Origin of the sequence: Streptococcus sanguinis (assembly GCF_019929225.1) — a bacterium.
In the GTDB taxonomy this organism is placed as follows: Bacteria; Bacillota; Bacilli; order Lactobacillales; family Streptococcaceae; genus Streptococcus; species Streptococcus sanguinis_J.
The window spans coordinates 22,926-47,114 of the sequence record NZ_JAHZPA010000003.1 but is presented as its reverse complement, the minus strand read 5'-3'; the positions used below and the strand labels follow the sequence as shown (position 1 = coordinate 47,114).

23 protein-coding genes and 1 tRNA gene are annotated in these 24,189 nt (G+C 43.6%); 5 read left to right on the top strand and 19 right to left on the bottom strand.

Features of this window, described 5'->3' with window-relative positions; translation table 11 throughout:
• Positions 1–216: 216 nt before the first annotated feature.
• Positions 217–4,899, bottom strand: a complete 4,683-nt coding sequence (locus tag K1I80_RS06490; protein ID WP_223313769.1) for a Cna B-type domain-containing protein — start codon at positions 4,897–4,899, stop codon at positions 217–219.
• Positions 4,900–5,093: 194 nt separating this feature from the next.
• Between K1I80_RS06490 and K1I80_RS06485 the strand changes: the two genes are divergently transcribed.
• Positions 5,094–5,176: transfer RNA gene (locus K1I80_RS06485), tRNA-Leu, on the top strand.
• 15 nt (positions 5,177–5,191) lie between these two features.
• Here K1I80_RS06485 and K1I80_RS06480 read toward each other — a convergent pair.
• The 5 genes from K1I80_RS06480 to K1I80_RS06460 are packed head-to-tail and all read right to left on the bottom strand — an operon-like array spanning position 5,192 to position 8,747.
• Positions 5,192–5,599 carry a hypothetical protein gene (locus K1I80_RS06480; protein ID WP_223312118.1) on the bottom strand — a complete coding sequence of 136 codons (408 nt, stop codon included), beginning with the start codon at positions 5,597–5,599 and terminating at the stop codon, positions 5,192–5,194.
• Positions 5,600–5,655: 56 nt separating this feature from the next.
• Positions 5,656–6,528, bottom strand: a complete 873-nt coding sequence (rsmA, locus tag K1I80_RS06475; RefSeq protein WP_223313768.1) for a 16S rRNA (adenine(1518)-N(6)/adenine(1519)-N(6))-dimethyltransferase RsmA — start codon at positions 6,526–6,528, stop codon at positions 5,656–5,658.
• Positions 6,529–6,548: 20 nt separating this feature from the next.
• Positions 6,549–7,403 (bottom strand): SDR family NAD(P)-dependent oxidoreductase, encoded by an 855-nt coding sequence (locus K1I80_RS06470; RefSeq protein WP_223313767.1) that lies wholly within the window; start codon positions 7,401–7,403, stop codon positions 6,549–6,551.
• A gap of 11 nt (positions 7,404–7,414) precedes the next feature.
• Positions 7,415–8,005, bottom strand: coding sequence for a ribonuclease M5 (gene rnmV / locus K1I80_RS06465; protein WP_223313766.1), 591 nt, complete (start codon positions 8,003–8,005; stop codon positions 7,415–7,417).
• Positions 7,977–8,747, bottom strand: a complete 771-nt coding sequence (locus tag K1I80_RS06460) for a TatD family hydrolase (RefSeq protein WP_223313765.1) — start codon at positions 8,745–8,747, stop codon at positions 7,977–7,979. Before K1I80_RS06460 ends, rnmV begins: the two co-directional genes overlap by 29 nt.
• Before the next feature lie 236 nt (positions 8,748–8,983).
• Between K1I80_RS06460 and K1I80_RS06455 the strand changes: the two genes are divergently transcribed.
• Genes K1I80_RS06455 through K1I80_RS06445 form a run of 3 tightly spaced genes read left to right on the top strand, consistent with a single transcriptional unit; the run spans position 8,984 to position 11,105 of the window.
• Complete coding sequence (locus tag K1I80_RS06455; RefSeq protein ID WP_002899125.1) at positions 8,984–9,460, top strand: DUF2975 domain-containing protein; 477 nt, start codon at positions 8,984–8,986, stop codon at positions 9,458–9,460.
• A gap of 8 nt (positions 9,461–9,468) precedes the next feature.
• The gene (locus tag K1I80_RS06450; protein ID WP_002899126.1) at positions 9,469–9,687 is read left to right on the top strand and encodes a helix-turn-helix domain-containing protein; all 219 of its coding nucleotides are present in this window, start codon (positions 9,469–9,471) and stop codon (positions 9,685–9,687) included.
• A 2-nt stretch (positions 9,688–9,689) separates the two neighbouring features.
• On the top strand, positions 9,690–11,105 hold the full coding sequence (locus tag K1I80_RS06445) for a DUF4153 domain-containing protein (RefSeq protein ID WP_223313764.1): 1,416 nt from the start codon (positions 9,690–9,692) through the stop codon (positions 11,103–11,105).
• Positions 11,106–11,234: 129 nt separating this feature from the next.
• Here K1I80_RS06445 and K1I80_RS06440 read toward each other — a convergent pair whose 3' ends face one another.
• Both K1I80_RS06440 and K1I80_RS06435 read right to left on the bottom strand, forming a co-directional pair.
• On the bottom strand, positions 11,235–11,795 hold the full coding sequence (locus K1I80_RS06440) for a DNA-3-methyladenine glycosylase I (RefSeq protein ID WP_223312112.1): 561 nt from the start codon (positions 11,793–11,795) through the stop codon (positions 11,235–11,237).
• An 11-nt stretch (positions 11,796–11,806) separates the two neighbouring features.
• A complete protein-coding gene (locus tag K1I80_RS06435) occupies positions 11,807–12,271 on the bottom strand; it encodes a pyridoxamine 5'-phosphate oxidase family protein (RefSeq protein WP_223313863.1) in 465 nt (154 codons plus the stop codon).
• A 24-nt stretch (positions 12,272–12,295) separates the two neighbouring features.
• On the opposite strand from K1I80_RS06435, the gene K1I80_RS06430 reads away from it, so the two are divergent.
• Positions 12,296–12,913: a helix-turn-helix transcriptional regulator gene (locus tag K1I80_RS06430; RefSeq protein ID WP_223313763.1), complete on the top strand. Its 618-nt coding sequence runs from the start codon at positions 12,296–12,298 to the stop codon at positions 12,911–12,913.
• 61 nt (positions 12,914–12,974) lie between these two features.
• Here the strand turns inward: K1I80_RS06430 and rpmH are convergent, their stop codons facing one another.
• The 11 genes from rpmH to K1I80_RS06375 all read right to left on the bottom strand — a co-directional run bounded on the left by rpmH (position 12,975) and on the right by K1I80_RS06375 (position 23,865).
• Positions 12,975–13,109, bottom strand: coding sequence for a 50S ribosomal protein L34 (gene rpmH, locus K1I80_RS06425; RefSeq protein ID WP_002893904.1), 135 nt, complete (start codon positions 13,107–13,109; stop codon positions 12,975–12,977).
• A gap of 138 nt (positions 13,110–13,247) precedes the next feature.
• Entirely contained in the window at positions 13,248–13,880 is a 633-nt protein-coding gene (locus K1I80_RS06420) for a ribonuclease P (RefSeq protein WP_223313762.1), read from the bottom strand.
• Between the two features lie 49 nt (positions 13,881–13,929).
• Positions 13,930–14,955 (bottom strand): RNA-binding cell elongation regulator Jag/EloR, encoded by a 1,026-nt coding sequence (jag, locus tag K1I80_RS06415; RefSeq protein ID WP_223313761.1) that lies wholly within the window; start codon positions 14,953–14,955, stop codon positions 13,930–13,932.
• 21 nt (positions 14,956–14,976) lie between these two features.
• Entirely contained in the window at positions 14,977–15,792 is an 816-nt protein-coding gene (locus K1I80_RS06410) for a YidC/Oxa1 family membrane protein insertase (RefSeq protein WP_223313760.1), read from the bottom strand.
• Positions 15,776–16,135 carry a ribonuclease P protein component gene (gene rnpA, locus K1I80_RS06405; RefSeq protein ID WP_002917781.1) on the bottom strand — a complete coding sequence of 120 codons (360 nt, stop codon included), beginning with the start codon at positions 16,133–16,135 and terminating at the stop codon, positions 15,776–15,778. The genes K1I80_RS06410 and rnpA overlap by 17 nt, the downstream gene beginning before the upstream one ends.
• Before the next feature lie 148 nt (positions 16,136–16,283).
• A complete protein-coding gene (gene argH / locus K1I80_RS06400) occupies positions 16,284–17,669 on the bottom strand; it encodes an argininosuccinate lyase (protein ID WP_223313759.1) in 1,386 nt (461 codons plus the stop codon).
• Positions 17,670–17,683: 14 nt separating this feature from the next.
• Entirely contained in the window at positions 17,684–18,883 is a 1,200-nt protein-coding gene (locus K1I80_RS06395) for an argininosuccinate synthase (protein WP_002917783.1), read from the bottom strand.
• A 174-nt stretch (positions 18,884–19,057) separates the two neighbouring features.
• Positions 19,058–19,690: a DUF6287 domain-containing protein gene (locus tag K1I80_RS06390; protein ID WP_223313758.1), complete on the bottom strand. Its 633-nt coding sequence runs from the start codon at positions 19,688–19,690 to the stop codon at positions 19,058–19,060.
• Between the two features lie 89 nt (positions 19,691–19,779).
• Positions 19,780–21,237, bottom strand: coding sequence for a glutamate--tRNA ligase (gltX, locus tag K1I80_RS06385; RefSeq protein ID WP_223313757.1), 1,458 nt, complete (start codon positions 21,235–21,237; stop codon positions 19,780–19,782).
• Between the two features lie 106 nt (positions 21,238–21,343).
• Entirely contained in the window at positions 21,344–22,123 is a 780-nt protein-coding gene (locus tag K1I80_RS06380; RefSeq protein WP_032911825.1) for an alpha/beta hydrolase, read from the bottom strand.
• Positions 22,124–22,197: 74 nt separating this feature from the next.
• Complete coding sequence (locus tag K1I80_RS06375) at positions 22,198–23,865, bottom strand: ribonuclease J (RefSeq protein ID WP_002916602.1); 1,668 nt, start codon at positions 23,863–23,865, stop codon at positions 22,198–22,200.
• Positions 23,866–24,189 lie beyond the last annotated feature (324 nt).

Below are 24,189 nucleotides of genomic sequence, written 5' to 3'. Positions count from 1 at the left end.
AATACACTCATTATAACAAAAAAAGCGAGATTTAGCTTGCTTGTTTTGCATAGAAGACATTTCTTAAGGTTAGGTTCATTTTTCATATAAAGCAGTTGTTTTAAAATACTTGTGATGAAACTGACATGATAAAAGCGAACAAGCTCAAAAGAACCTGTTCGCTTTTTCATATCGAATGAGATGCTCACTGTAATTTTCAGTAAGTCATAAAACTGATTAGCTGCGTTTTGCCTTAGCCATCAGCATTCCTCCTGCGAGAAGCGCTGCTAGGAAGCCAAGAATAGTAACAAGAAGACTTTCTTCCTGTCCAGTACGAGGAAGAGCTTTTCCTCCGACTTTCGGAGCTTGACCGCCTGGCTTATTAGTTACCACTCCGTCAACAGCATCTTTCTTAGCAGGGATATGACTGAAGGTTAGCTGAGTACCGTTGATCTCAAGCTTGTAGCCATCTACTGGATCAGCCGCAACGCTGTAGACAATTTCCTTGCCATCCTTGTACTTAGGAAGGCCGCTAAAGTCATACTGCCAACCATTTTCTCCTGACACAACCTCTTCTTTGATTGGCTTGCCATCTGCCAAGAGGCGAACAGTAATCTTAGAAGGTCGTACCTTATCTTGATTTTCAGCATCTGACCATACCGCAGTTCCCTTAACAGCAATCTGTGTTGGTTTATAGCTATTAGTCAAAGTGAAGCTGCCATCTGTTGCTTGTTCTTGGCTGCTGCTATAACCCTCAACTGTCACTTCTTCAAGGACTGTATAGTTGATTTTCTTGCCCTTCTTATTCTTAGGCAAATCTTTGGACTCAAACTTCCAGTCAGTAGCAGCTGTCACTTCCAGCTCATCCACCACCTTATCTCCGTCCAAAATCTTGACCTTGATAGATGCTGGGCGCTTGCCGTCTTGATTATTAGCATCATCCCAAACCTTTTGACCAGAGACTTTAACAGTTTCTGGAGTGTAGGAGTTGGTAATGGTGAACTTATCAATCTTAGTTTCATACTGAGCAACAGCATCTTCCTTAAGTGTGTAGGCAATCTCTTGACCATTTCTATATTTAGGCAGGTCTTTAGATTCAAACTTCCATCCGTTAGCAGCTGTTACTTCAAGTGTATCAACAATAGTGCTTCCATCCATTACCTTAACTGTAATAGATGTTGGGCGTTTGCCGTCTTGATCGTCTGCATCATCCCAGACTTTCTGACCAGAAACTTTAACCTGCTCTGGAGTATGAGAATTGGTAATCGTCTGACCTTCTACTTTCGGACTGTAACCTTTTTCTTTCAAAGCGGCTACTGTTGCATCATCTTCTTTGACAGAGTAGGTAATCTCCTGTCCCTTGTCAAACTGAGGCAGATTGGTGAAGCTTGCTTTCCATGTGTTGTCATCTGCCTTATCAGCAGCCGTCAAGGTCAATGTCTTACCTGCGACAGCAACTGGCTCTTGACCGTTTACTGAGCTATACAGTTGCACTGTGATAGAAGCTGGACGCTTGCCATCTTGGTTATTAGCATCATCCCAGACCTTCGTAACAGCATACTCCGTACTTTGAGGAGTGTAAGAATTAGTAATGGTGAACTTATCAATCTTAGTTTGATAGTCCGCAACTACTTCTTCAGTAACTGTGTAGGCAATCTCTTGACCTGCTGCATACTTAGGAAGGGCTTTAGACTCAAACTTCCAATCGTTAGCAGCTGTTACTTCCAGCTCATCTACGACAGTATCGCCATTTTTCACTTTAACCTTAACAGAAGCTGGACGCTTGCCGTCTTGGTTATCAGCGTCATCCCAGATTTTTTGACCAGAAATCTTAATCATCTCTGGAGTGTAAGAGTTGGTAACTGTGAAGTCTTTGATTTCTTTAGTGTAGCCAGCTACATCATCTTCCTCGATAGAGTAATCAATCTTCTGACCATTTTCATAGACTGGCAGATTTTCAAATTTGGTTTGCCATTGATCAGCAGCCGTCACTTCCTTGCTAGCGACTTCTGTCTTGACACCGCCGACTGTCTTCATCAGCTTAATGCTAATCTTAGTTGGACGTTTGCCGTCTTGATTATCGCTGTCATTCCAGGTCTTGCTAGCAGTGATTTCTGTCTTTTCTGGTGTATAAGAGTTAGTGATATTGTAGCCGTTGAGATTAGTTGAATACCCCGGTACAGCTTCTTCTGTCACTGTATAGGTGATCCGTTGGCCATCCTTGTAGACTGGCAAGCCAGTAAAGTTGTAAGACCAGCCTTCTGCTTCACTGACTGTTTGGGTATTGACTTTTTGACCATCAGCTAGCAGATTAACTGTGATAGAAGCTGGGCGCTTGCCATCCTGGTTATCGCCATCCTCCCAAGTCTTGCTACCAGACACAGTCGTTGTCTCTGGAGTGTAAGAATTAGTGATGTTGTAACTCTCTACCTTGCTAGTATAACCTGGAACAGCTTCCTCACTTACGGTATAAGTGATTTCTTGGCCTGCCGCATATTTAGGTAAAGCCTTAGACTCATACTTCCATTCGTTAGCGGAAGTCACATTTTGCTCATCAACAACCGTATCACCATTCAGAATCTTAACCTTAACAGAAGCTGGACGCTTACCATCTTGGTTGTCCGCATCTTCCCATTTCTTCTGACCAGAAATCTTAACCGTTTCTGGAGTGTAAGAGTTGGTGATGTTATAGCCGTCCACCTTGCTCGTGTAGCCTGAGACAGCTTCTTCTGCAACAGTATAAGCAATTTCTTGGCCTGCTGCATATTTAGGAAGAGGATTAGATTCATATTTCCAACCGTTAGCAGCCGTCACTTCCTGTACATCAACAATATCTTGGCCTTTCAAGATCTTGACTCTAACAGCATTTGGACGCTTGCCATCTTGGTTATCCGCATCATCCCACTTCTTCAGACCGGAAATCTTGATGGTTTCTGGCTTGTAAGTGTTGGTCACTACAAAGCCATCAGCAGCATTGCCAGTTACCTGAGATTGATAGTGAGGGACCGCGTCTTCTTCCAGAGAATAAACAACTTCTTGGCCCTTTTCATATTTGTTCAAGTTGGTGAACTCGGTTGCCCACTGGTCAGCTTCAGTCAGAGTTCGGTTCGCAACTTCTGATTTCTGACCACCAACTTCTTTATAAAGTTTTACAACAACATTGGCAGGACGTTTGCCATCTTGATTTTCAGCATCATCCCATTTCTTGCTGGCTTTGATAGCGATTTTCTCTGGCGTACGAGTATTGGTAACAGTGAGATTTTCCTGATCTACTTCTGGAGCATCGTAGCCATCAAGCTGATCTTCACCGATTGTATAGGTGATTTTTTGACCGCTTGCATCAAAGATTGGTAAATCAGTTGTCTGAGCTGTCCACTCCGCATCTGTACTACCGCCAGTTACGGTCACTGTCTTATCAGCCAGTTTTTGACCGTTAGCGTAGACATCTACAGCAATAGAAGCTGGACGCTTGCCGTCCTGATTGCTTTCATCTTTCCAAATTTTCTTGACTGTCAGCTTTTTGCTGGCATTTGGATCTACCGTATTCTTGACTGTTTTGACTGCACCATCAGCCTTGATAGTCACTTTCATCGGATTACTGTCCAGTACATAGCCTTCCGGAGCTGTGACTTCTTCTACTGTGAATTGGCCTTTCTTGATTTCTTCACTTGAGAAAGGCTGTGTAGAAACCCGCCCGTTAGCATCAGTCGGCGGCAGAGTAATCTCTTGGCCGCTAGGAGTTGTCACCTTAAAGACAGCACCTTCCAGCATTTTACCAGTCTTAGAATCTTGTTTGTAGAGAACCAGACTGTTGCTGATATCTGCTGTGATGACACCGCCCTCTGTAATCCGGCTGCTGCGCTCTATCGTAGAACTCGTCTGACTAGGACGATCGTCTCTGAATGGCAGTTTTGTATTATCAACTTCCATCTCAGCCGTATTGGATACTAAAGAACCATCAGCTGGTGAAGTTGTCATATAGTTCAACATAAAGGCACGATTGCCTGGGTTGTTAATAGTTAGAGTAAACTCTGTATAAGTGTCATTATAGGCAACCGTATAATCTTGACCTTCTTTCAAGATGACAGAATTCGCAATACTTGATAAACTTTGCGTGTACTCCCCTTGGCGAAGGACAAATTGCTCCGGAACGAATTGCATTGGTGCACTGCTATCTGGAATGACATCCTTGATAACAATCGGAGAATTATAAGTCTTTTGCTGAGTATTGATACGAACAGTCCAGTTATGGGAGTAGTCTCCGCTCTTGCCAAGAATAGCCGAATTATATGGCTTCTTAGCAATGACCCCTCCAATCTTAGCGTAGTTTTCACCGGCTGTTGAAAAACTGCTTTGTTTGCGCTCGTTAATGGTTACCTTATGGCTCATCGCGCCTTGAGTTTCCTCGGGATTATAATTCCAGTCCTGATCAGCGCCTACTGTCGTCGCCTGAAAGTCAAAGAAGAAGCTCCCTCTTACTCCACTAGCAGTTGTCTTAGACTTGTAATCTGCCAAATTCTGAATAGTAACCGTGATCAGACCGCCCTTACCTGAACCATTCGATGTCATCTTAGCAGCTCCGAGCTGGACCTGCGTTTCATTATCTGTCAGGGTAAAGGTTGTACCATCAGCAATGGTTGCACCGTTCGGTACTGTAAAGGTAAAGGTATCCCCATCCTTGAGCTGGTTATCGTAAGCAGACAAATCAAAAACTAGCTCATAGCGATAATTTCCCCCTTGAACCAAATTGTAAGCACCATTAACCTTAGTTGCTTCGCGGCCATTAGAATGGTCCCAGATTTTAATATCTGTGATTGCATTCTTCAAAGCATCGGCTTGAGCAGTTGCTGTAAATAGCTTCAAATCCAGCAAAAACAGAAGGGGCAGCATCAAAAATAGCAGCCATTTTTTCAGTTTCATAACATTCTCCTTTTTTATTTCGTTACCTAAATAAGTAATTAATCTAATTGTAACAAATACTTGCTATAATGGCAATATCATAGAACTATTTTAGTAAAGAAAAAATAGAAATTTTTCTGCTTTTTTCATACAGTGAAAAAAACTGATATTCTCTATTGGCATTTTCACAAAAATAAGTTATAATAGAATCTCAAGCGGAGGTGGTGGAACGGCAGACACGCATGCTTCAGGCGCATGTGCCCGTACGGGTGTGAGGGTTCAAATCCCTTCCTCCGCATAAAAAGCAATCCTATCATGATTGATAGGATTTTTTGTTATTATGAAGTAGAATTACACTGCTGAGAAAAGCCAGAAAGGTCAGTCCCCCTGTTAAATATTTCTCTAATAGACTCGCGGTCACAAAGAAATTGAAAACAGTAGCCAAAAAGAGAAAAACAGTTCCACTTAAGATGATCTTTCCCAAAACAGAAGACTTCAAGCTACTTCTTAGCCAACCGCCAAAAGATAGATAACTAAGACTAAAGAAACCCCACAGCAAGAAAAGCAGGAAGTTAACTGGCCGCAACCATAAAGGAAATATTATATAAGCGCCGCCAAATACCAAACGTCCCAGAGGCAGACCTAGCATAAGCAGGAAATGGAGTAAAGACTGCGAAAACCAGAGCAAGGCAGAAAACAAAGACAGAAATTTCACTTTCATATGTACCTCATTAGCAAAATAGAAGACCAGCTATATAGAGCAGATCTTCTATTTTTTTATAATCCCTCAGACTTCAAAGCGTCTGCCAAGCGAGCAAATTCTTCTAAACTAAGAGCTTCTCCCCGAACACTTGGAGATAATTCAGCTCTTTCTAAAGCTGCTGTCAGTTTGCCTTTAGTCTCCTCTGACTTCCCAAAATAACTGGTTAGGTTATTCCAGAGAGTCTTCCGGCGGTGGACAAAGCTGGCCTTGGAGACCTTGAAAAAGAATTTCTCGTCCTGTACCGCAACTGCAGGCTGGTCTCTGCGAACCATCTTGAGAATAGCTGAATCCACATTTGGCGCTGGCACAAAGACTGTCCGCGGCACGATAAAGGCAACCTTGGCCGTCATGTAATACTGGACCGCAATCGACAAACTACCATAGGCCTTGGTATTCGGCTGAGCCGAAATCCGATCCGCCACTTCTCTCTGCATCATAACGACAAACTCACTAAAAGGAATCCCGCTCTCAATCAAATGCATGAGAATCGGTGTTGTGATGTAGTAGGGCAGATTTGCCACTACCTTGATAGGCAGGTCTGGATTCTTAAACTCTGCTATGTACTGGGCCAGATCAACCTTGAGAATATCCTGATTGACCACTGTCACATTGTCAAAATCGCGCAGAGTATCCGCCAAAATCGGCACCAGCCGATCATCAATCTCAAAGGCCATGACCTCCGCGGCACTTTCGGCCAAAAATTCCGTCAAAGCCCCAATACCAGGACCAATTTCGATGACATTGACCTTTTTGTCAATCTCAGCTGTGTCCACAATCTTCTGGAGGATGTTCGTATCCGTCAGGAAATTCTGACCGAAAGATTTTTTAAAGGTGAAACCGTGACGCTCCAGAATGGCACGGGTCACACTATGGTCTGCAATACGCATCTTTTCTCTTTTCTAATTCGTTATTCGTTATTTTTTAAGGAGGTCATTTGCTCAAGCAAGGTGTAGAGTTTTTTCTGTTCTTCTTCCTCGTAAGCAAATGCATTAGCCTTAACTTCTCTGCATTTCTCGTCATACAAAAAGCCCTCATAACCATCTTCTGTAGATAAGGCTGTATAGACTTTCGCCATTTCTTCAGGACCAATCGAAAATCTCGACTTAATTTTATACAGATTTTTCATAAAAGCGCTGAGGTGATCATAGCGGCGCATATCTACTTTGACATTGGTCACACGGAGAGCCTGAACTTTGATACCTTTCCACTGTTTCCGAATATAAAGGGACAGCATCAACAAGGCCAGTTTATTCTGATAATAAGTCTTAGCAGGACTGTAATGTTTTTGACCAGATAAATTTTCAAAATCAAGCTTCATGAAAGGATAAAGCACCAGTCCTTGGGAAGAAATATTAATAATTCGGCCACTTTCTGACTTTTCTAACAAGCCCTTCAATAAGGTAGAAAGTAAAAAGGGAGCAACCACGTTGGTCGCAAATTGTTTTTCCAATCCGTCTTTGGTAAGAATTGGCTTTTTGATTGATAAGTCAAAATCAGCCGCATTGTTAATTAAAACATCTAAAGTCTCTTCTTTTTGGATATACTGTTCTACCGCTTGTGTGACACTTTTCATATCAGATAAATCAACCAAGATATAATCTACATGCGGATTTCCTGTTTGTTGACGGATTTTCTCACAGGCTTGCTCAGCTGCTTCTTTTCGCCGGCAAAATAGGGTCACTGACCACCCCTTCTCAGCTAACTGTTTAGCAGCTTGGTAGCCAATACCACTATTGCCGCCCGTAATAATTACTTTTTTCATTTCTTACTCCGTTAGTCTGAATATTTGAGCATGGTTTCTTCCACTTCCGCCAAGGTCACTCCAAACAATTCCAACCGCTTGAGCAGCTGCTTGCCGTTAGAATAGCCGATACGGAGCTCCTCTCCCAGATACTCTCGACGCTGACGGCTGTCGCTTCCCATAAGCAGACCTAGTCGCACAAGATCGCTTTTGGTGATGTCAAAATTATCCTCATCATCGAAATATCTGACTACCCAAGCCAATGCCTGCTGTAAATCCTCAAATGATGCATGCTCTACGCCAAGTGATTTACCCTTATTCTTAGACTTTGGAGCTGCCTCATCTCGACGGAGAAAGGCATGCTGAGCAGTTGGTACAGCCTCCATAATCATCCGACGGATACGCTCGCCATTGTAGTCTGGATCAGTAAAGACAATAACCCCACGCAGCTGGTGCAGTTTCTCAATCCGCTCTAGGTCTTCTTCATTGATAGCGGAACCTCTCGTCTCGTAAGTGTCAACTTCGTAAAATCGCTGAAGGTTAGCTGTGTCATCCTTGCCCTCAACGACGATTACCTGAGGGATTTTTATCTTCTCAGTCAAGCCCAAACACCTTCTTTGCATTATCATAGGTCGCTTGCGCTACTTCTTCGACAGTCAGCCCACGAAGCTCAGCAATTTTCTCTACAACATAGCGGGTATAGGCTGTTTTGTTTTCTCGGCCACGCTTGGGAACGGGCGCCAGATAAGGTGCATCAGTCTCAACGAGAATTTTGTCTAAAGGCAGGCTCTGCGCAGCCTCCTGAATATCCGTCGCTTTCTTAAAGGTGACGACTCCAGAAAATGAAATCATCATTCCTAGCTCGATAAAACGCTCTGCCATTTCCAAAGAACCTGAATAAGAGTGCATAATACCACCTCGAGGGCCGACACCCTCACTCTTGATAATCTCATAGGTATCCTCCAATGCGTCACGTGTGTGAACGACAAAGGGCAGGTTCAGCTCTTTGGAGAGCTGGATTTGGCGTCGAAACACCCGCTCCTGAACATCCTTTGGCGCTGTCATCCAGTGATAATCCAGCCCAATCTCGCCCAGAGCCAGCACTTTGGGGTGACGAAGCTTGTCCAGCAGATAGGCTTCCACAGCCTCATCATAAGTCCCAGCCTCAGTCGGATGCCAACCGATCGTAGCATAAAGCTGATCATAGCTGTCAGCCAACTCCAAGGCGCGTTCAATGGTCGGTCGGTCAAAACCGACAATATTTATTTTGCTGACGCCCATTTCTGCAGCCAGCTGGAGCTCCTCTGCCTCTCGACCAGCAAATTCTTCCACATTTAAATGCGTGTGTGTATCAAAAATCTTCATGGTTTACTTCCTTGTATTTCCTGTCCTTTATTATACCAAAAATCAAGCAAAATATTCATCGTCTTCTACTCTGTTCATCTCCTGATAAGAAATCCATCTCTATAAAATAAGAACTTTTTAGAAACTTTCATCTAGTCCTTAAGACCGATTTTATCTTTTTTCGATATTTTATTATTGATTATCGATAAAATTCGTGTTATAGTTACTAAGAAATGAAACGTTAGTCGGAGGAAATTATGACAGACAAAATGAAAAAGACTGCTGAAGATATGAGCATCACTCTTACAAAAATCAGTATCAGCCTTTTATTTATTGCTTCCATTATCCTGATAGCTCTAGGACCTTGGGTCGTCAACCTAGTTATTGAATTTCCCTCTCCTTTCTTTCAAGGGGAGACGCGCTTTTGGGTCTTGCTACTGCTCGGCTATGTCCTAGGCTGCCTGGCTCTGGCCTGCATTGTCCATCTCTATCGACTCCTTAGCCGCATTGGTAAAAATCAGGTTTTTATCACACAAAATGTTCAGTACATGCGCTATCTTGGCTGGGAAGTGGGCACTGTCGCTCTTATCTCCCTCTTTATGGGACTGACAGCTTACTTGCCCATGCTCTTAGTCACTGTTTCCTGTAGCATCTTGACCCTGATTATCCGCGTCATCCGCAATGCCTTTGGCAAGGCCATTGAGCTGCAGGATCAAGTGGACTACACTATTTAGGAGGTCTTATGATTCAGATAAATTTAGACCTTGTCATGGCGCAAAAGCGCATCAGTGCTGGCCGTTTAGCAGAGTTGATTGACCTAACACCAGCCAATCTATCTATCCTAAAAAATAATCGAGCCAAGGCTGTCCGCTTTTCAACACTCAACGCTCTCTGCCGTGAACTAGACTGCCAGCCTGGCGATATTTTGGAGTATATCCCTGACGATGAGGAGGAGAAATAATTATGGAATATCCAGCACAAGAACAGATGAATGTCCAGCCTTGTCTGCCCGCAGAAGCAGAACGACAGACCATCTTCACAGGCCTAGAGGACAAGCAACTGCGATTCTTTAAAATCAGCTATCTAATCCTCTATCTTTTAACCTACTTTTACTCTGCTGTATTTTTTAATTATCAAACTGCATCCTTTTTCCCTTTTGCAATTGGTCTTATATTGCTAAGCGAAGCCCTAATCAGGAAATTGGCCTATCCATCATTGCAGATAAAAAATCTTGACAGCAGATTAGAGGCTAGAAGCTTTCTGATCATGACGCTAGCTCAAGCCCTAGCTTTAAGTCTCTGGGGACTTCATCGCCAGCTAGAATTTTTTCAATTTCTGGCCATCCACATCTCATTCGCCTTCTATATTCTGTCCCGTACCGGCTGGTTAAGCCAGGGACGTTTGGGGATTCTGGTCTGGTTTGACACCATTCAAGCCTTCTGCATCCTGCCCTTTAAAAATTTCATTGCTGCTATTCTAGTCTTTATAGAAGGTAAGCAGCAGGACTCTTCTGACAGCTCTGACAGTCTGTCTTCGAAGAAAGCTCAACAGCTCGCGATTATCGTCAGCAGCTTCTTTGTTGCGGGAATCTTGGTCTACTTTGTCTGGTCCCAGCTGAGTCAGGTTTCAGACAGCTTTGCCTCCTTCTTCAGCAATACCGCTGATATTATTGAGAATCTACTTGACTCCCTCTTTTCAAGTCTTGATAGCAGCATGATTCTCTTCAAGGCCTGCCTGGCTATCCCTGTCAGTCTCTACTTGTACGGCCTCCTAGCCGGCAGTCTGTTAGGCAAAAAAGATACTAAACTTAGCTACAAAAAATTTCAAGCAAGCATCCGCCCTTTGCGAGTAGCACCCGCTTTCGCAGCCTACATTATCATCGGCAGCCTCTGCCTGACCTATGCGCTCTTCTTCCTGACGGGTCTGGGTGAGCTCGGTCAGCTCCTAAGCGCCGGAACAGTAGCTCAGTCTATTTCTCCGCAGAATGCTTCGACTGTTGCCGTAGCTGGCTTCTGGCAGCTGGTTCGGGTATCTATCCTTAACTTTGCAGTCCTAGGTGTCTTCTATCTGATTGCCAAAAAGCCACTCTGGGACCAGAAAGGGACGCGATTCGCAGCTACTATCCTCTTTATCTTTACCGGTCTGCTGGCCTTGCTAGCTGGCTGGAAATTATTTGGCATCTACATCTACCTTTACGGACCAACACCGCTGCGCTTGATTTCAGCTTGGTTCATCCTTGTTCTCTTAGTTTGGTGCCTACTGACCCTGATTCGTTTTTATAAACCTATCCAAGCTATTCGCATCGGTATCTTTTACGCCCTGATGAGCTTTACCTTACTCTGCTATCTGTATCCAATGCTTTTACCAGTAGCAAAATAAGCAACTGTACTTAACTATACACAAAAAACCAGAAAGAAAATCAATTTCTTTCTGGTTTTTTTCTCTTTTTATATCATTTACCGGCATTCGATAATAGAATGCTTACCTTTCTAATTCAAAGAAAAATGATTATATCCTAAAATCACAGGTCAGCAAATGATCATTGACCATGCCAATGGACTGCATAAAAGCATATATGGTCGTAGAACCAACAAAAGAAAAACCTTTCTTTTTGAGTTCTTTGCTGATTTTATCGGATAGATCTGTTCGAGCGGGCACCTCTTCAATACTGGACCATGAATTAAGAATCGGTTCATTATTTACAAAAGACCAAATATAAGAATCCAAACTACCATATTCTTCTTTTAGTTTTAAATAGGCTTTAGCATTTTTTATAACTGCCTTTATTTTTAGCCTATTTCGTATCACTCTTTGATCACTAAGCAATTCTTCAATCTTCTGCTCGTCATAGTTGGAGAGTATTTCAGGATTGAAGTTTTCATAAGCCTCTGTCATAGCATCCATTTTTGACAAAATAGTTTGCCAGCTCAAGCCCGCCTGCTGACCTTCCAAAATCAACATTTTAAAGAGTTTATGCTCGTCATGCACAGGTCGCCCCCAGTCATGGTCATGATAATTTCTCTCAAGCTCACTATTTTCAGCCCAATTGCATCTTTTTATCTCAACCATCTATTTTCTCCTTATAGTTTGATTTTCTCAACTTGATTATTATCTAAGACCAAGAAAGCATCAGAAAAAGAGACTTCAAAAACTTGCAAGGAGTTTATGTGTTGCTCAATAATATCTTGATAATAAGGATACTTCTGGACAAAAACGCTTCTTATATCCTCAATAGAAAGCTGGCTTTCTTTGACTCTCCCTTGAATCCGGACATACCTCCCATCACCTTTCGGGACTGTTGTAAGAGCTATACGATTATTGATTGCCAACTCTTGGATTTTATGACTATTTTTAAATGAGATAAAGAACAATTTCTTCATCTCCTCATCATAGTAAAAATTGACAATTCTTACATTTGGGATATCCTTTACAGAAGTAGCTAAAGCCATTTCTGTCTGTTCTGCCAATAAGGCCTTAAAATATTGATTCATATTTGACTCCTTTATTATTTTCTCTAAAACTAGTATAATATAAAAAGGTATCATTTTTTGAAACCATTTAATAAAAATATGGAGTTTAGCATGAATAAATCTCAAAGAATTAACGATATGCTTATTTTTCTCAATAAGAAAAGACGATTCAATCTAAAAGATATTATGAATCGATATCACATTTCAAAAAGCACTGCCCTTCGTGATATTGCCAGCCTTGAAACGTTAGGCATTCCAATTTATTCTGACTTAGGCCGGAATGGCAGTTATAAAATTCTTAGCAACGACTTGTTATCTCCTATTATTTTCTCCATAGATGAAATTTCTGCCTTGTATTTTTCCATGCTGACTCTGGAAAACTACAATATGTGCCCTTTTGATATTGACCTGCAAAAATTAAAAGAAAAATTTGAAAACTCGATTTCAGAACAGCAGTTAAGCAAGATCACAAAAATTGAGAAAATCCTTCAACCAGAAGTCAGAAAGACAATCAACAATTCTCAGTTGCGAATAATTCTTGATATTTTATTGCACAGGCAGGAAGAATTTTTTCCAATTAAGTATGAACAGCAGTCTCTTCAGGTTCAATTTATCAAACTATTTAGTCTCAAAGGGGACTGGTATGTGGAGGTCATAAATAAAGACACTGGACAAAAAGAAGAACTTTCCTGCCAGTCTATTGACTTTTACCCATAAATTTAAGACAAAAAAACCAGCGGTCTCGAGTCTCCGCTGGTTTCTTGATTAATCGTTTGGATTAAGCAGCCAAAACTTTGCGTCCTTTACGACGGCGAGCTGCCAATACACGACGACCGTTTTTAGTTGACATACGATGGCGGAAACCATGTTTACGCGCACGACGGATTTTACTTGGTTGATAAGTACGTTTCACGATGAATACCTCCTCTTAGATTCTTGTATTCGTTTAGCCGGCTAGTTGTGATCAGTTACTAAACATACTTTACTATTCTATATGATTCTAAGCCTTTTGTCAATACTTACTTAAATAACTTTCTCTTTGTAAACGTAATCATATGGTCCGAGTCGCCTCATAAAAGGGAATCAAAGCTGTCATGGCCTCCTGCAGCTGGGAAAGCACTTGCTCTCTTGAAGCAGCCTGAGAAAGGGGAATATCGTATTTAATCAAGACCTTACGAACCTGACCGACCGCTAGCTGCTGAGTAAGGAGCTGGCGATTTTCCTCTGTTCCTTCAAAACGCTGACTCACACCATCTATCTGAGCAAAATAGTAAGCTGGCGACTGAATAGGCAGATTCAAGACCCGATTTTGCTTGCTGAGGCTGTGCTCATCTTTCTTACGCTCCATAAAGCTCACCTCTAGTGACACCCCAAAATCTTCTGCAGTTCCATACAAGCGCAGGGCGAACATTGGCTCAGTAATTTCTCCATATCCTTTAAGATAATTCCAAAAATGGGGGCGCAGTATCTGCGCCTGATTCATCCACTGGCTGGTTCGCTCCAAGGTCAGCTTAGGATAGAGCCTCTGAAAATCCTTGACCAAATCCGCAAACTCCTTGCGTGCCGCCTGGCCCTTAGCTCTCAACTCCAACATAGACTCACGCAGCTGCCCTGCCTTGTCTGGAGACATATACTTAGCCCCTTGATGAGGCAGATAACTTTCAATAGCTGGAAAAAGTGACATAAAAAATCCTTTCTATATACAAAAACCAGCATCTCTGCTGGCTTTCTTTTTATTCGCTGTCAATATCCACAACGACATAGCGATTAGGCTCATCACCTTCGGAATAGCTTGTCACGCCATCAATGCGAGAGATGATGCGGTGGATAATTTTGCGCTCGCTGTTAGACATAGGGTCAGTGTGCTGACCGCGTCGGTCTTCCAAAGCCCGCTGAGCCAGTTTCTGAGCATAACTTTGCAGCACTTCAGCCCGATGCTCAACATAGTCATTGACATTAATTGAAATGTAGAAGCTCTTAGAATATTGGTTATAAAGATAGTTTTGCGCTAATAGTTGCAGAGCTTTCAAGACTTTTCCGTGGTAGCCAATCACGCGCCCCGGTTCATTGGTATCAATTTGCATATTAATGGTACGGCGGTTGTGGCTGCTGGAAATGCCCGCTTCAACATCCATCTCATCAACGATTTTCTGAACATAGTTCGTTACATTCTCAACTACTTCTTCAATATCATAGTCTGCTTCGACTTGGATGCCTAAGTCAGCAAAAGAGCTTTCTTCTGTTTCTGTCGGCTCAGCCTTATCTTTAGCTGCTTGTTCAAAAGAGATAACCTTGCTATCGTCCGCTTCTGCTTGAGCAACTGCCTCATCAATAGCTTGGTTGGTCTTGAGAAGATCAATGGTGCCTGTCTCTTCTAAAATCGTATTGGCTTGCTTGTCATTTTTGAGAATTTCAGCCTTGACCTCATCTGAGATAACTTCTCCTTCTCCTTCGACCTTCTTGATGGCAGCTACCACACGGCCCAAATCAACCGTTGCTTCACTGACAGACTGCACAGGCTCATTCTGAGCGTTAATCTCTTCGGGAACACCTTTTACAGCCTTTTGATTGGCCTTGACAACTGTCGTCTCAGCAATCGGATCGACATCCACCTGAGCTGGCTTCTTGCCAAACAGACCTAAAAAGCCTTTTTTCTCACGTGAAATAACAGTGATATGCGCTCTCATACGTGGAATATCCAACGTTTTCAAACCATTTTGAATGGCTTCTTCAACACTTGCTCCTGTAAAAATAACCATTGCAAGAGTCCTCCTTCTTACTTACTTTTTCTTTTTCTGTGCTTTTTTCAGGGCACGTTTCTTTTTCTGTTCCAATTGACGCTCTGACCGTTCCTTGGCTTCCCGCTCGGCAATGATTTTAAAAGGATTGCTCAGCAGCAAGGTCTGAACCACCTGATAAGCATTTGAGACCGCCCAGTAGAGGGCTACCCCGCTCGCCGCATAGAGGGCAAAAAAGAAAATCACAACTGGCATTAGGTACATCATGACTGTCATCCCGCCATTTCTCTCAGGCAAAGCTTTGTTTGAAAGCCACGTACTGAAGAAAGTGAAGAGAGCCGCCAACAGCGGAAGAATAAAGGTCGGATCTGTTGCTCCTAGATTGAGCCAGAGGAAGTGACCTGTCTTCATGAAATCAACCCGAGTTAGGGCTTGAAACAGAGCCAGGAGCACTGGCATCTGGATAAAGAGCGGAATGAATGAAGCATAGGGATTAACACCCTTTTCTTTGTAGAGCTTTTGAGTTTCCTCAGCCAAGGCTGTTCTGCTCTCCATATCCTTACCAGGATACTTTTCCTGCAGGCTCTTGATATGCGGCTGTACTTCCTGCAGCTTGCGTGAAGAAGTCGTCTGGAATTGGAAGACCGGCAGGAGAACTGTCCGGATAATCAAGGTAAAGAGAATAATCCCAATTCCCTTACTTCCACCAAAGGATAGAAAACGAATGGTGTCTGCAAAGAAATATACTAGCTGTTCCCAGAAGCCATGTGAATCGGCTGTAACTTGACTGGTTCCGCAGGCTGTGAGAAAGAGCAGCGAGGCAACCAGCAAAATCCCTAATTTACTTTTCTGTTTCACAAATGAATCCTTCCTGATAAAGTTTAGCAATCTTTAATACATGCAATAAATTTTGTTCAACTTGGTGGTAGTCCAACTCTTCCACTCCTTTGCGAGCGATAACTACGAAGTCCGCCTGGACTAACTGTTTCTGATGCTGCATCAAGACATGGCGGATTTTTCTTTTAATACGATTACGAACTACTGCATTCCCCAGCTTTTTACTGACGGAAATTCCAACTCGAAAATGCTTTTGCTCTTTTTCTAACATGTAAACGACAAATTTTCGATTAGCAAAACTCTGTCCTCTTTTAAAAATCGCATTAAAATCTTTTTCGCTCTTGACGCGATAGTTTTTTCTCAAAACTCAACTCCATCCACCAAAATTATATCTATTATACCATATTTTTCGAAAATGCCAATAAGAGCCGCTATGACGCCGTTTTTGCAAATATTTAAAAGGTTGATTTACTTAAAAAACACCGCAATTTCCTTGCGATGTTCCCTATATCTTATTCCTTTTCCAGCTGTTTCTTAGCTCTTTCCAACTCCTGACGGATCTGTGCAAATCCTGTCCCGCCAAGGGAATTCCGCTTTTGTACAGCGGTCTGCGACTCAAGCGCTTGATAAATATCTTCCCCAATCAGCGACGACACTTCCTGATAGCGGCTCAGCGGGATATCCTGTAGATAATAGCCTGCCTTGCTGCATTCCAGCACCAACTTTCCGACAATCTCATGGGCTTCACGGAAAGGAAGTCCTTTCTTGGCCAGATAGTCAGCCAATTCTGTCGCATTGGAGAAATCCTGCTGAGTTGAAAGCAGCATTTTTTCTTTGTTTACTGTCATACTAGACAGCATACCCGCCATAATATCTAGTGACTTCTTGATGGTATCTACTGTATCAAACATGCCTTCCTTGTCTTCCTGCAGGTCCTTATTATAGGCCAAGGGCAGGGACTTCATAACCGTCAGAAGACTGAAGAGATGACCGAAAACCCGGCCGCTCTTACCCCGAATCAGCTCCGCCATGTCCGGATTTTTCTTTTGCGGCATAATGGATGATCCAGTGCTAAAGGTATCTGACAGACTGACAAAGCCATATTCGTAGCTGCACCAGTTAATCAGCTCCTCGCAGAGACGAGACAGATGCATGATGAGAATGCTGCTGTTAGATAGAAACTCCAAGATAAAATCTCGGTCACTTACCGCATCCAAGGAATTGTGGTAAATGCCTTTGAAACCCAATAAATCAGCCGTCAGCTCTCGATCAATCGGAAACGTTGTCCCCGCCAGAGCTGCTGCTCCTAAAGGAGACAAATCCGTATGCTCCAGATTAAAGGCAAAGCGCTGACTATCCCGGCTGAACATCTGATAATAGGCCAGCAGATGATGAGCAAAGCTAATCGGCTGGGCATGTTGCAGATGGGTATAGCCTGGCATGATAGTCTCTACATGCTCCTCAGCCAAGTCCAGCAGCACCTGACGCAGATTCAAGAGTTTATCCGCAATCTGACCGAGCTGATCCTTGAGATAGAGGTGCATATCTGTCGCCACCTGGTCATTACGGGAGCGAGCCGTATGAAGCTTGCCAGCTACTGGCCCAATCTCCTCGGTCAGAAGAGCCTCCATATTCATATGAATATCTTCATTACGCACATCAAACTCAAGCTCTCCAGACTCATAACGTGCCAACAGCTTTTCCAAACCTGCCTGAATAGCAGCTGCTTCCTCTGGAGCAATGATTCCTGTCTGCCCCAGCATTTTGACATGAGCTAGACTGCCCTGCAGATCATAAGGAGCCAGACGATAGTCAAAGCCAATGCTGGCACCAAATTCTTCTACCCAGCCTTCCAGAGAGGCTTCAAAACGTCCGCCCCACAGTTTATGATTCACCATAGGAAAGCCCCTTTCTATTTGTCCTTGTGAGCCTGAACCTCTGCGTGAACCTTAGACGGAAGACCCCACAGCTTGATAAAGCCAATCGCAGCATCCTGGTCAAAAGTATCTGCACTGGTATAGGTAGCCAGACTTTCATCATAGAGAGAATTATCAGACTTACGCGCCACGACTGTCGCAGACCCCTTATAAAGCTTCACCTTAGCTGTTCCATTAACTACCTGCTGGGTGGACTTGAGATAGGCAATCAGAGCTTCTGTCGCTGGATTAAACCAGAGGCCATTGTAGATGAGATTAGATAGTTCGTTTTCGATAATTGGCTTGAAATGAGCCAATTCTCTGACTAGAGTCAGATCTTCAATTTCCTTGTGGGCAGCCAATAGAGTCACCGCCCCAGGGCATTCATAGATTTCCCGAGACTTAATCCCTACCAGACGATTTTCTACATGGTCAATCCGCCCAACACCGTGCTGTCCAGCTAGGTCATTTAGCTCAAGAATCAAGTCCGCCAGCTTCATCTTTTTGCCATCTAAAGCAACTGGCACGCCCGCCTCAAAGTCAATATTTACATAGAGTGGGCTGTCTGGTGCTGCTTCTGGTGCAACCGTCAAATCATAGGCGTCTTCCGGTGCTTCATTCCAAGGATTTTCCAAGACACCGCACTCATTGGCTCGTCCCCAAAGGTTTTGATCGACTGAGTAAGGACTATCCAGATCTGCAGGAATTGGCACACCATTAGCTTTAGCATAATTGATTTCTTCTTCCCGAGACCATTTCCACTCCCGAACTGGAGCGATGACCTTGAGACTGGGATCCAAGGATGCTATAGCCACTTCAAAACGTACCTGATCGTTTCCTTTTCCGGTACAGCCATGGGCAATGGTTGTCGCCCCCGTCTTGTGGGCAATTTCAACCAATTTCTTAGAAATCAAAGGTCGGCTCAGAGCGGACACTAGAGGATATTTTCGTTCGTAGAAGGTGTGTCCTTGCAGAGCAACCAAGACGTAGTCTTCTGCAAACTCGTCTTTAACATCAATAACATGTGATTCGATAGCACCAACTTTCAGCGCCTTGTCATGAATGAAATCCAAATCATTTCCTTCACCTACGTCCATACAGACCGCGATCACATCATAATCCTTGTTCAGCCAAGTAATGGCCACCGAAGTGTCCAAGCCGCCGGAATATGCTAAAATGACTTTCTCTTTAACCATATGATTACCTCTATCCTTCTACATTTTATTTTTAAACATTCTACTGTATGAAAATGCGAATGTCAAGAGAAATTTTAATATTTATTAAAATAAAAGCGTTTTATCGATTTTTATTCAGAATCAATATATTATATACTGGACTTAAAATAAGAAAAAAGAGTCCATCAAGACTCCTTATTTTACGCGGTAAAAAACATCAGGATGTTCGGAAACGCTCTGGGTGATGATGAAACGATCTTGACTGGTATCAGTCGGATCTGTCCCATTGACAGTCTCTCCAGCTGGCAGACTCTTTCCTGCTGGAATGATGAGAAAGGCAGCACCGGTTTGGTTTTTCCAACGAATTCCTGCTCGAAAAATCCCATTTTCATCTGGCCCAGAGTAATCTCCTGTCTCAAGCTTGGCAACATCTGACTCGATACCAGACACATCGAATGTATAACTGTTCCCTTTGGCATCCTGCCAAGTACCAATCATGCTGGAAAAATCTCCAGAAGCAATAGCCTTCATATCCAAACTAGAAGTTGATGCCGACTCTTTCTCTCCTTTGCTAGCTTCCTTGGTAGACTTTTCACTTTCTATTTCCGAATGCTGCTGAGAGCCTGTATCAGAAGTTTCCTGACTATCTGCGTCGCCAGAAAGTTCGCTCGAATTGCTCTCTCTTTCAGACTTTTTAGAAGATGCAGAGCTAGGCGAACTTACTTTAGAATTGTCGGAAGCAGGAGTCGCCTGCTCTTTCTTTTGGTTACAGGTTACTAGCACGAGTATGGCTACTAGTCCTCCAACCAAGATGATCCATTTTTTCATTTCTCTCTCCTTAAGGTATTTTCTTATTACAATTGTGACATAAAAACAAAAATTTGCAAAGTAAAAACCAGCTCGAAAGCTGGTTTATCTTATTGAATTTGATTCAGCATGTTTTCGATATGCTGGATAGATTTTTCGCGGCCTAATAGGTAAATCGTATCTGGCAGCTCTGGTCCATGCATTTCACCCGAAACGGCAATCCGAATCGGCATAAAGAGGTTTTTGCCCTTGATTCCTGTCTCTTTTTGGACAGCCTTGATTTGAGGGAAGATGTTTTCTGTCACAAAATCTGTATCCGACATAGCTTCTAGCTTTTCCTTGAAAGCTGTCAACACGGTCGGTACCGTTTCACCAGCCATGACCTCACGCTCCGCATCTGTCAACTCTGGGAAGTCCGCAAAGAAGAGGTCTGTCAGCGGCACAATTTCATCTACAGACTTCATTTGTGGTTTGTAGAGCTCTACAAGCTTTTCTGCCTTATCGGTCAAACGGCCCGCTTCTTCCAAATATGGCTTAGCTAGAGCGAAAATTGTGTCAAAATCCGCATTCTTGATGTATTCGTTGTTCATCCAGTCCAGCTTCTTCCGGTCAAAAGCAGCTGGAGACTTGCTGAGACGTTTTTCATCAAAAAGCTCGATCAATTCTTGGCGAGAGAAAATCTCATGCTCACCGCCAGGATTCCAGCCCAGCAGTGCAATAAAGTTAAAGACTGCTTCTGGCAGGTAGCCCTTCTTGCGATAATCCTCGATAAACTGCAAGGTATTGGTATCGCGCTTGGACAGCTTCTTACCTGTTTCAGAGTTGATAATCAGGGTCATGTGGCCAAATTCTGGAGCTTCCCAGCCCAGAGCTTCATAAACCATGAGTTGCTTAGGCGTGTTGGCGATATGGTCATCTCCACGAATAACGTGTGAAATTTCCATCAGATGGTCATCAATAACCACAGCAAAGTTGTAGGTTGGGTAGCCGTCTTTCTTCTGGATAACCCAGTCACCACCGATATTGCCACCCTCGAACTCAATTTCGCCCTTGACCATGTCAGTCCATTTGTAGACACCAGCTTCATTGACAGCCAGACGAACCGTCGGAATGACACCCGCTTCTTCGCGCTCAGCAATATAGGCTGCCTTTTCTTCCTCTGACATACCTAGAAACTCATTGATATAACGCGGTGTTTCACCAGCCGCTTCCTGACGTTCACGCTCAGCCGCTAATTCTTCCTCAGTCACATAGGACTTGTAAGCCAAACCCTTGTCCAAGAGTTCATTGACATATTTTTGGTAAATATCCAATCGCTCAGACTGGCGGTAGTTTTCGTGAGTCTCAGGACTTTCATCCCAGTCAATACCCAACCAGCGTAAGTTTTCAAGCTGTGAGCGTTCTCCGTCTTCTACATGGCGTTTGCGGTCTGTATCCTCGATTCGTATAATAAAGGTCCCGCCATGATGACGAGCATAAAGGTAGTTAAAGAGCGCAGTCCGCGCATTTCCGATGTGTAAAAGTCCAGTCGGACTTGGTGCATAACGCACTCGAATCGCTTTTGTCAAAGTTCCATTCTCCTATTTGTATTCTGGGGAATCAATCCCACTCCGATTTTCAAACGTAATCATTATATCATACTCTGAGGGCAGAATACGACTTTACAGTCTATTTTTACGACAGGCGCTCTTCCAGCTGGAAGTCGATAGGAAGCCAGGCCAGCACATTCTCCAGCTGCTTTTCCCAGTAATACCACTCATGCTTACCTGGACTGTGGCTGTAAGTAATCTCCAAGCCTAAGTCTTGCAGGTTTTTCACCGCCGCCTGATTGGCCTTGTAGAGAAAGTCTTCTTCGCCACACCATGCCCAAAGCTTAGTCTTTTTATCAGATTGCTTGGCTATACTTTCCAGCGAATGAGGGCTGCTGGTCCAGTCTTTATAGTCTCCAAAAACTCCTCGCCAATAGGCTGGCGTTGCCATTTCAGCATTATCCGGACGAGCATCAAGAAAACTCAAAGCCCCAGAAAGACTAGCCGCGTATGAAAAGCGGTTAGACTTGAGAGCTAGCTTAAAGGCTCCGTATCCGCCCATGGAAAGGCCTGCGATAAAATTCTTCTCCCGCTTATCTGACATATTTGGGAAAAAGCGCTTGAGCACCCGAGGCAGCTCCTCAGCGATGGCTTCGTAATAGTTAAAACCGTACTGAGTATCGGTGTACCAGCCGTTGCTGGTATTAGGCATAACAACAATCAGATTCGTCGAGCGAACCAGACGCTCAATATTTGAGCGCTTGAGCCAGCTATTGTGATTCCCGTTCATACCATGAAGCAGGTACAAAACAGGAATATCCTTATCGTCCGGCTTGTCCACGCGAGCCGCGTCTGGATAGAGGACATTGACGCCCCATTCCATCTCCAAAGCCTCAGAATAATACTCTATTTTCATCACTGCCATTCGCATTTCTCCTTCGTATCTTCCTGACAAGAAAAAGCCGAAGCCCGACTTTTCTTGTATTTGTGTTCAGATTTTTACCGCACTTCCATAACGACCGGCAAAATAGCTGGGCGACGCTTGGTTTGGTCAAAGAGATATTTGGCCAAACTGTCACGGACAGCTCCTTTCAGCTCACCCCAGTCAAAGCTATCCTGCGCCAGATAGTCTTCCACAGTTTTATTGATAATGTCAGAGCTTTCACGCAAAATATCTCTGCTCTTCTTGACATAGACAAATCCACGGGTATGCACCTTGGCTTTGGAAATGATTTTCTTTTCCTTACGGTTAACTGTGAGTGCCACGATGAAAATACCATCTTCAGACAAGACCTTACGGTCACGCAGAACGATATTGCCCACATCACCAATCGCATTTCCGTCAATCATGACATCTCCAGCTGACACTGCACCAGCTGGCACAAAATCACCATGGTCGTATTCCATGATGCTGCCCCGCTTAGGAATGAAGATATTTTCCGGCAGCATGCCAACTTCCATGGCAGCCTTGGCATGAGCATCCAGTCCGCGGTACTCACCCTGAATAGGGAAGAGGTACTTAGGCTGCAGCAGGTTAATCATGAGCTGCAAATCACGCGCATTTGCGTGACCCGAAACCCGCAGGTTTTGGGTAATCAGCTTGACAATGCCCCCCGCCTGATAAATCATATTTTCCACGCGAGCTACGACCGCTTCCTTAGCAATAGACGGCGTCGTTACGATGTAAATCAAATCACCTTCCTTGATTTCCACATAGCGGTGACGGCCGATCGACATCTTGCGCAGGCCATTGATAGGCTCACCCATCCGGCCAGTCTCCAAGATAATCAATTCATGATCTTCAAACTTAGACATTTCCTTAGGCTTGATCAAAAGGCGTTCGTCCACCAAGGACAGCTTCTTGAGGCGGATAGCCGTACGAACGATATTTTCAACATCAAAGCCTGTCAAAACCACTCGACGGCCAGTCTCTGCAGCTGCATCAAAGACCTGCTGGATACGAGACAAGTTGCTGGCAACCGCCGCAACAATCACGCGGCCATCCCAGTCGGCAATCGTATCTTCGATTTCCTTGCCAACCTCGCTCTCGCTAGCCACCTGAACAGTGCTGTCTGCATTAGCTGAATCACTGAGCAAGGCCAGAACACCCTCGCGGCCAATCTCAGCCAGACGGCCAAAGTCTGTCGCATAGGACGGACTGGCAGACTGGTCAAACTTGAAATCACCTGTATAAACGATACTACCCTTTCTGGTCTTGATGACAACTCCCAAACTCTCAGGAATCGAGTGAGTCGTCCGGAAGAAGGAAACCACGGTTTTGCCAAATTCAATCTCAGTATTTTCATCAATCACATGGAAATCATTGAACTTCTTAACCGCATCATTGTTTTTGACAAACAGCTTGGCCAGCTCGATCGTCAACTCTGATCCGAAAACCGGCACCTTAGCATCTGCTAAAAGATTAGGCAGAGCACCAATCGCATCTGCGTGTCCGTGCGTCAGAAAGACACCCGCAATCCGCTTCTTGTTTTCAAACAAATAATCCATGTTGGGAACGACATAATCCACACCCAACTGCTCATTTTCTGGGTACTTCAGCCCAACATCCAATACAAAAATGGAATCATCCACTTCGGCAACGTAGAGGTTTTTACCATTTTCACGTACGCCGCCCAAAGCAATCAGTTTAATATTGCTCTTGCTCATTTTTTCTCCTATTCAATTTTCAGAACCTCACTTTTATTAAAGATTCTTTATTTTATTACTAACGGTCCTTGGCTAGCCAAGTCGAATTACAGTCTTGCAAACCCAAGGTTTGCATATCCAACCTATTATAGCATTTTTTCATGTTTTTTCAAAACAAAGAAAAATTGTTTTTCCATTGTCACTTAGAATGGAGCTATTTTTCTAACCACGAAAAAACACACCGACGGCAAAAAATCGGAAAGCCCAATCAACTTCTACCCAAAAGTGATAATGTCCAGAAGAAATAGCCGCTCAATCAAATGAGGAAAATCGATGGGGCTGAGA

Coding starts and splice junctions, on each gene's coding strand:
- K1I80_RS06490 (WP_223313769.1), bottom strand. CDS start 4,899: ATGAAACTGAAAAAATGGCTGCTATTTTTGATGCTGCCCCTTCTGTTT.
- K1I80_RS06480 (WP_223312118.1), bottom strand. CDS start 5,599: ATGAAAGTGAAATTTCTGTCTTTGTTTTCTGCCTTGCTCTGGTTTTCG.
- rsmA (WP_223313768.1), bottom strand. CDS start 6,528: ATGCGTATTGCAGACCATAGTGTGACCCGTGCCATTCTGGAGCGTCAC.
- K1I80_RS06470 (WP_223313767.1), bottom strand. CDS start 7,403: ATGAAAAAAGTAATTATTACGGGCGGCAATAGTGGTATTGGCTACCAA.
- rnmV (WP_223313766.1), bottom strand. CDS start 8,005: ATGCAAAGAAGGTGTTTGGGCTTGACTGAGAAGATAAAAATCCCTCAG.
- K1I80_RS06460 (WP_223313765.1), bottom strand. CDS start 8,747: ATGAAGATTTTTGATACACACACGCATTTAAATGTGGAAGAATTTGCT.
- K1I80_RS06455 (WP_002899125.1), top strand. CDS start 8,984: ATGACAGACAAAATGAAAAAGACTGCTGAAGATATGAGCATCACTCTT.
- K1I80_RS06450 (WP_002899126.1), top strand. CDS start 9,469: ATGATTCAGATAAATTTAGACCTTGTCATGGCGCAAAAGCGCATCAGT.
- K1I80_RS06445 (WP_223313764.1), top strand. CDS start 9,690: ATGGAATATCCAGCACAAGAACAGATGAATGTCCAGCCTTGTCTGCCC.
- K1I80_RS06440 (WP_223312112.1), bottom strand. CDS start 11,795: ATGGTTGAGATAAAAAGATGCAATTGGGCTGAAAATAGTGAGCTTGAG.
- K1I80_RS06435 (WP_223313863.1), bottom strand. CDS start 12,271: ATGATACCTTTTTATATTATACTAGTTTTAGAGAAAATAATAAAGGAG.
- K1I80_RS06430 (WP_223313763.1), top strand. CDS start 12,296: ATGGAGTTTAGCATGAATAAATCTCAAAGAATTAACGATATGCTTATT.
- K1I80_RS06420 (WP_223313762.1), bottom strand. CDS start 13,880: ATGTCACTTTTTCCAGCTATTGAAAGTTATCTGCCTCATCAAGGGGCT.
- jag (WP_223313761.1), bottom strand. CDS start 14,955: ATGGTTATTTTTACAGGAGCAAGTGTTGAAGAAGCCATTCAAAATGGT.
- argH (WP_223313759.1), bottom strand. CDS start 17,669: ATGGTGAATCATAAACTGTGGGGCGGACGTTTTGAAGCCTCTCTGGAA.
- K1I80_RS06395 (WP_002917783.1), bottom strand. CDS start 18,883: ATGGTTAAAGAGAAAGTCATTTTAGCATATTCCGGCGGCTTGGACACT.
- K1I80_RS06390 (WP_223313758.1), bottom strand. CDS start 19,690: ATGAAAAAATGGATCATCTTGGTTGGAGGACTAGTAGCCATACTCGTG.
- K1I80_RS06380 (WP_032911825.1), bottom strand. CDS start 22,123: ATGGCAGTGATGAAAATAGAGTATTATTCTGAGGCTTTGGAGATGGAA.
- K1I80_RS06375 (WP_002916602.1), bottom strand. CDS start 23,865: ATGAGCAAGAGCAATATTAAACTGATTGCTTTGGGCGGCGTACGTGAA.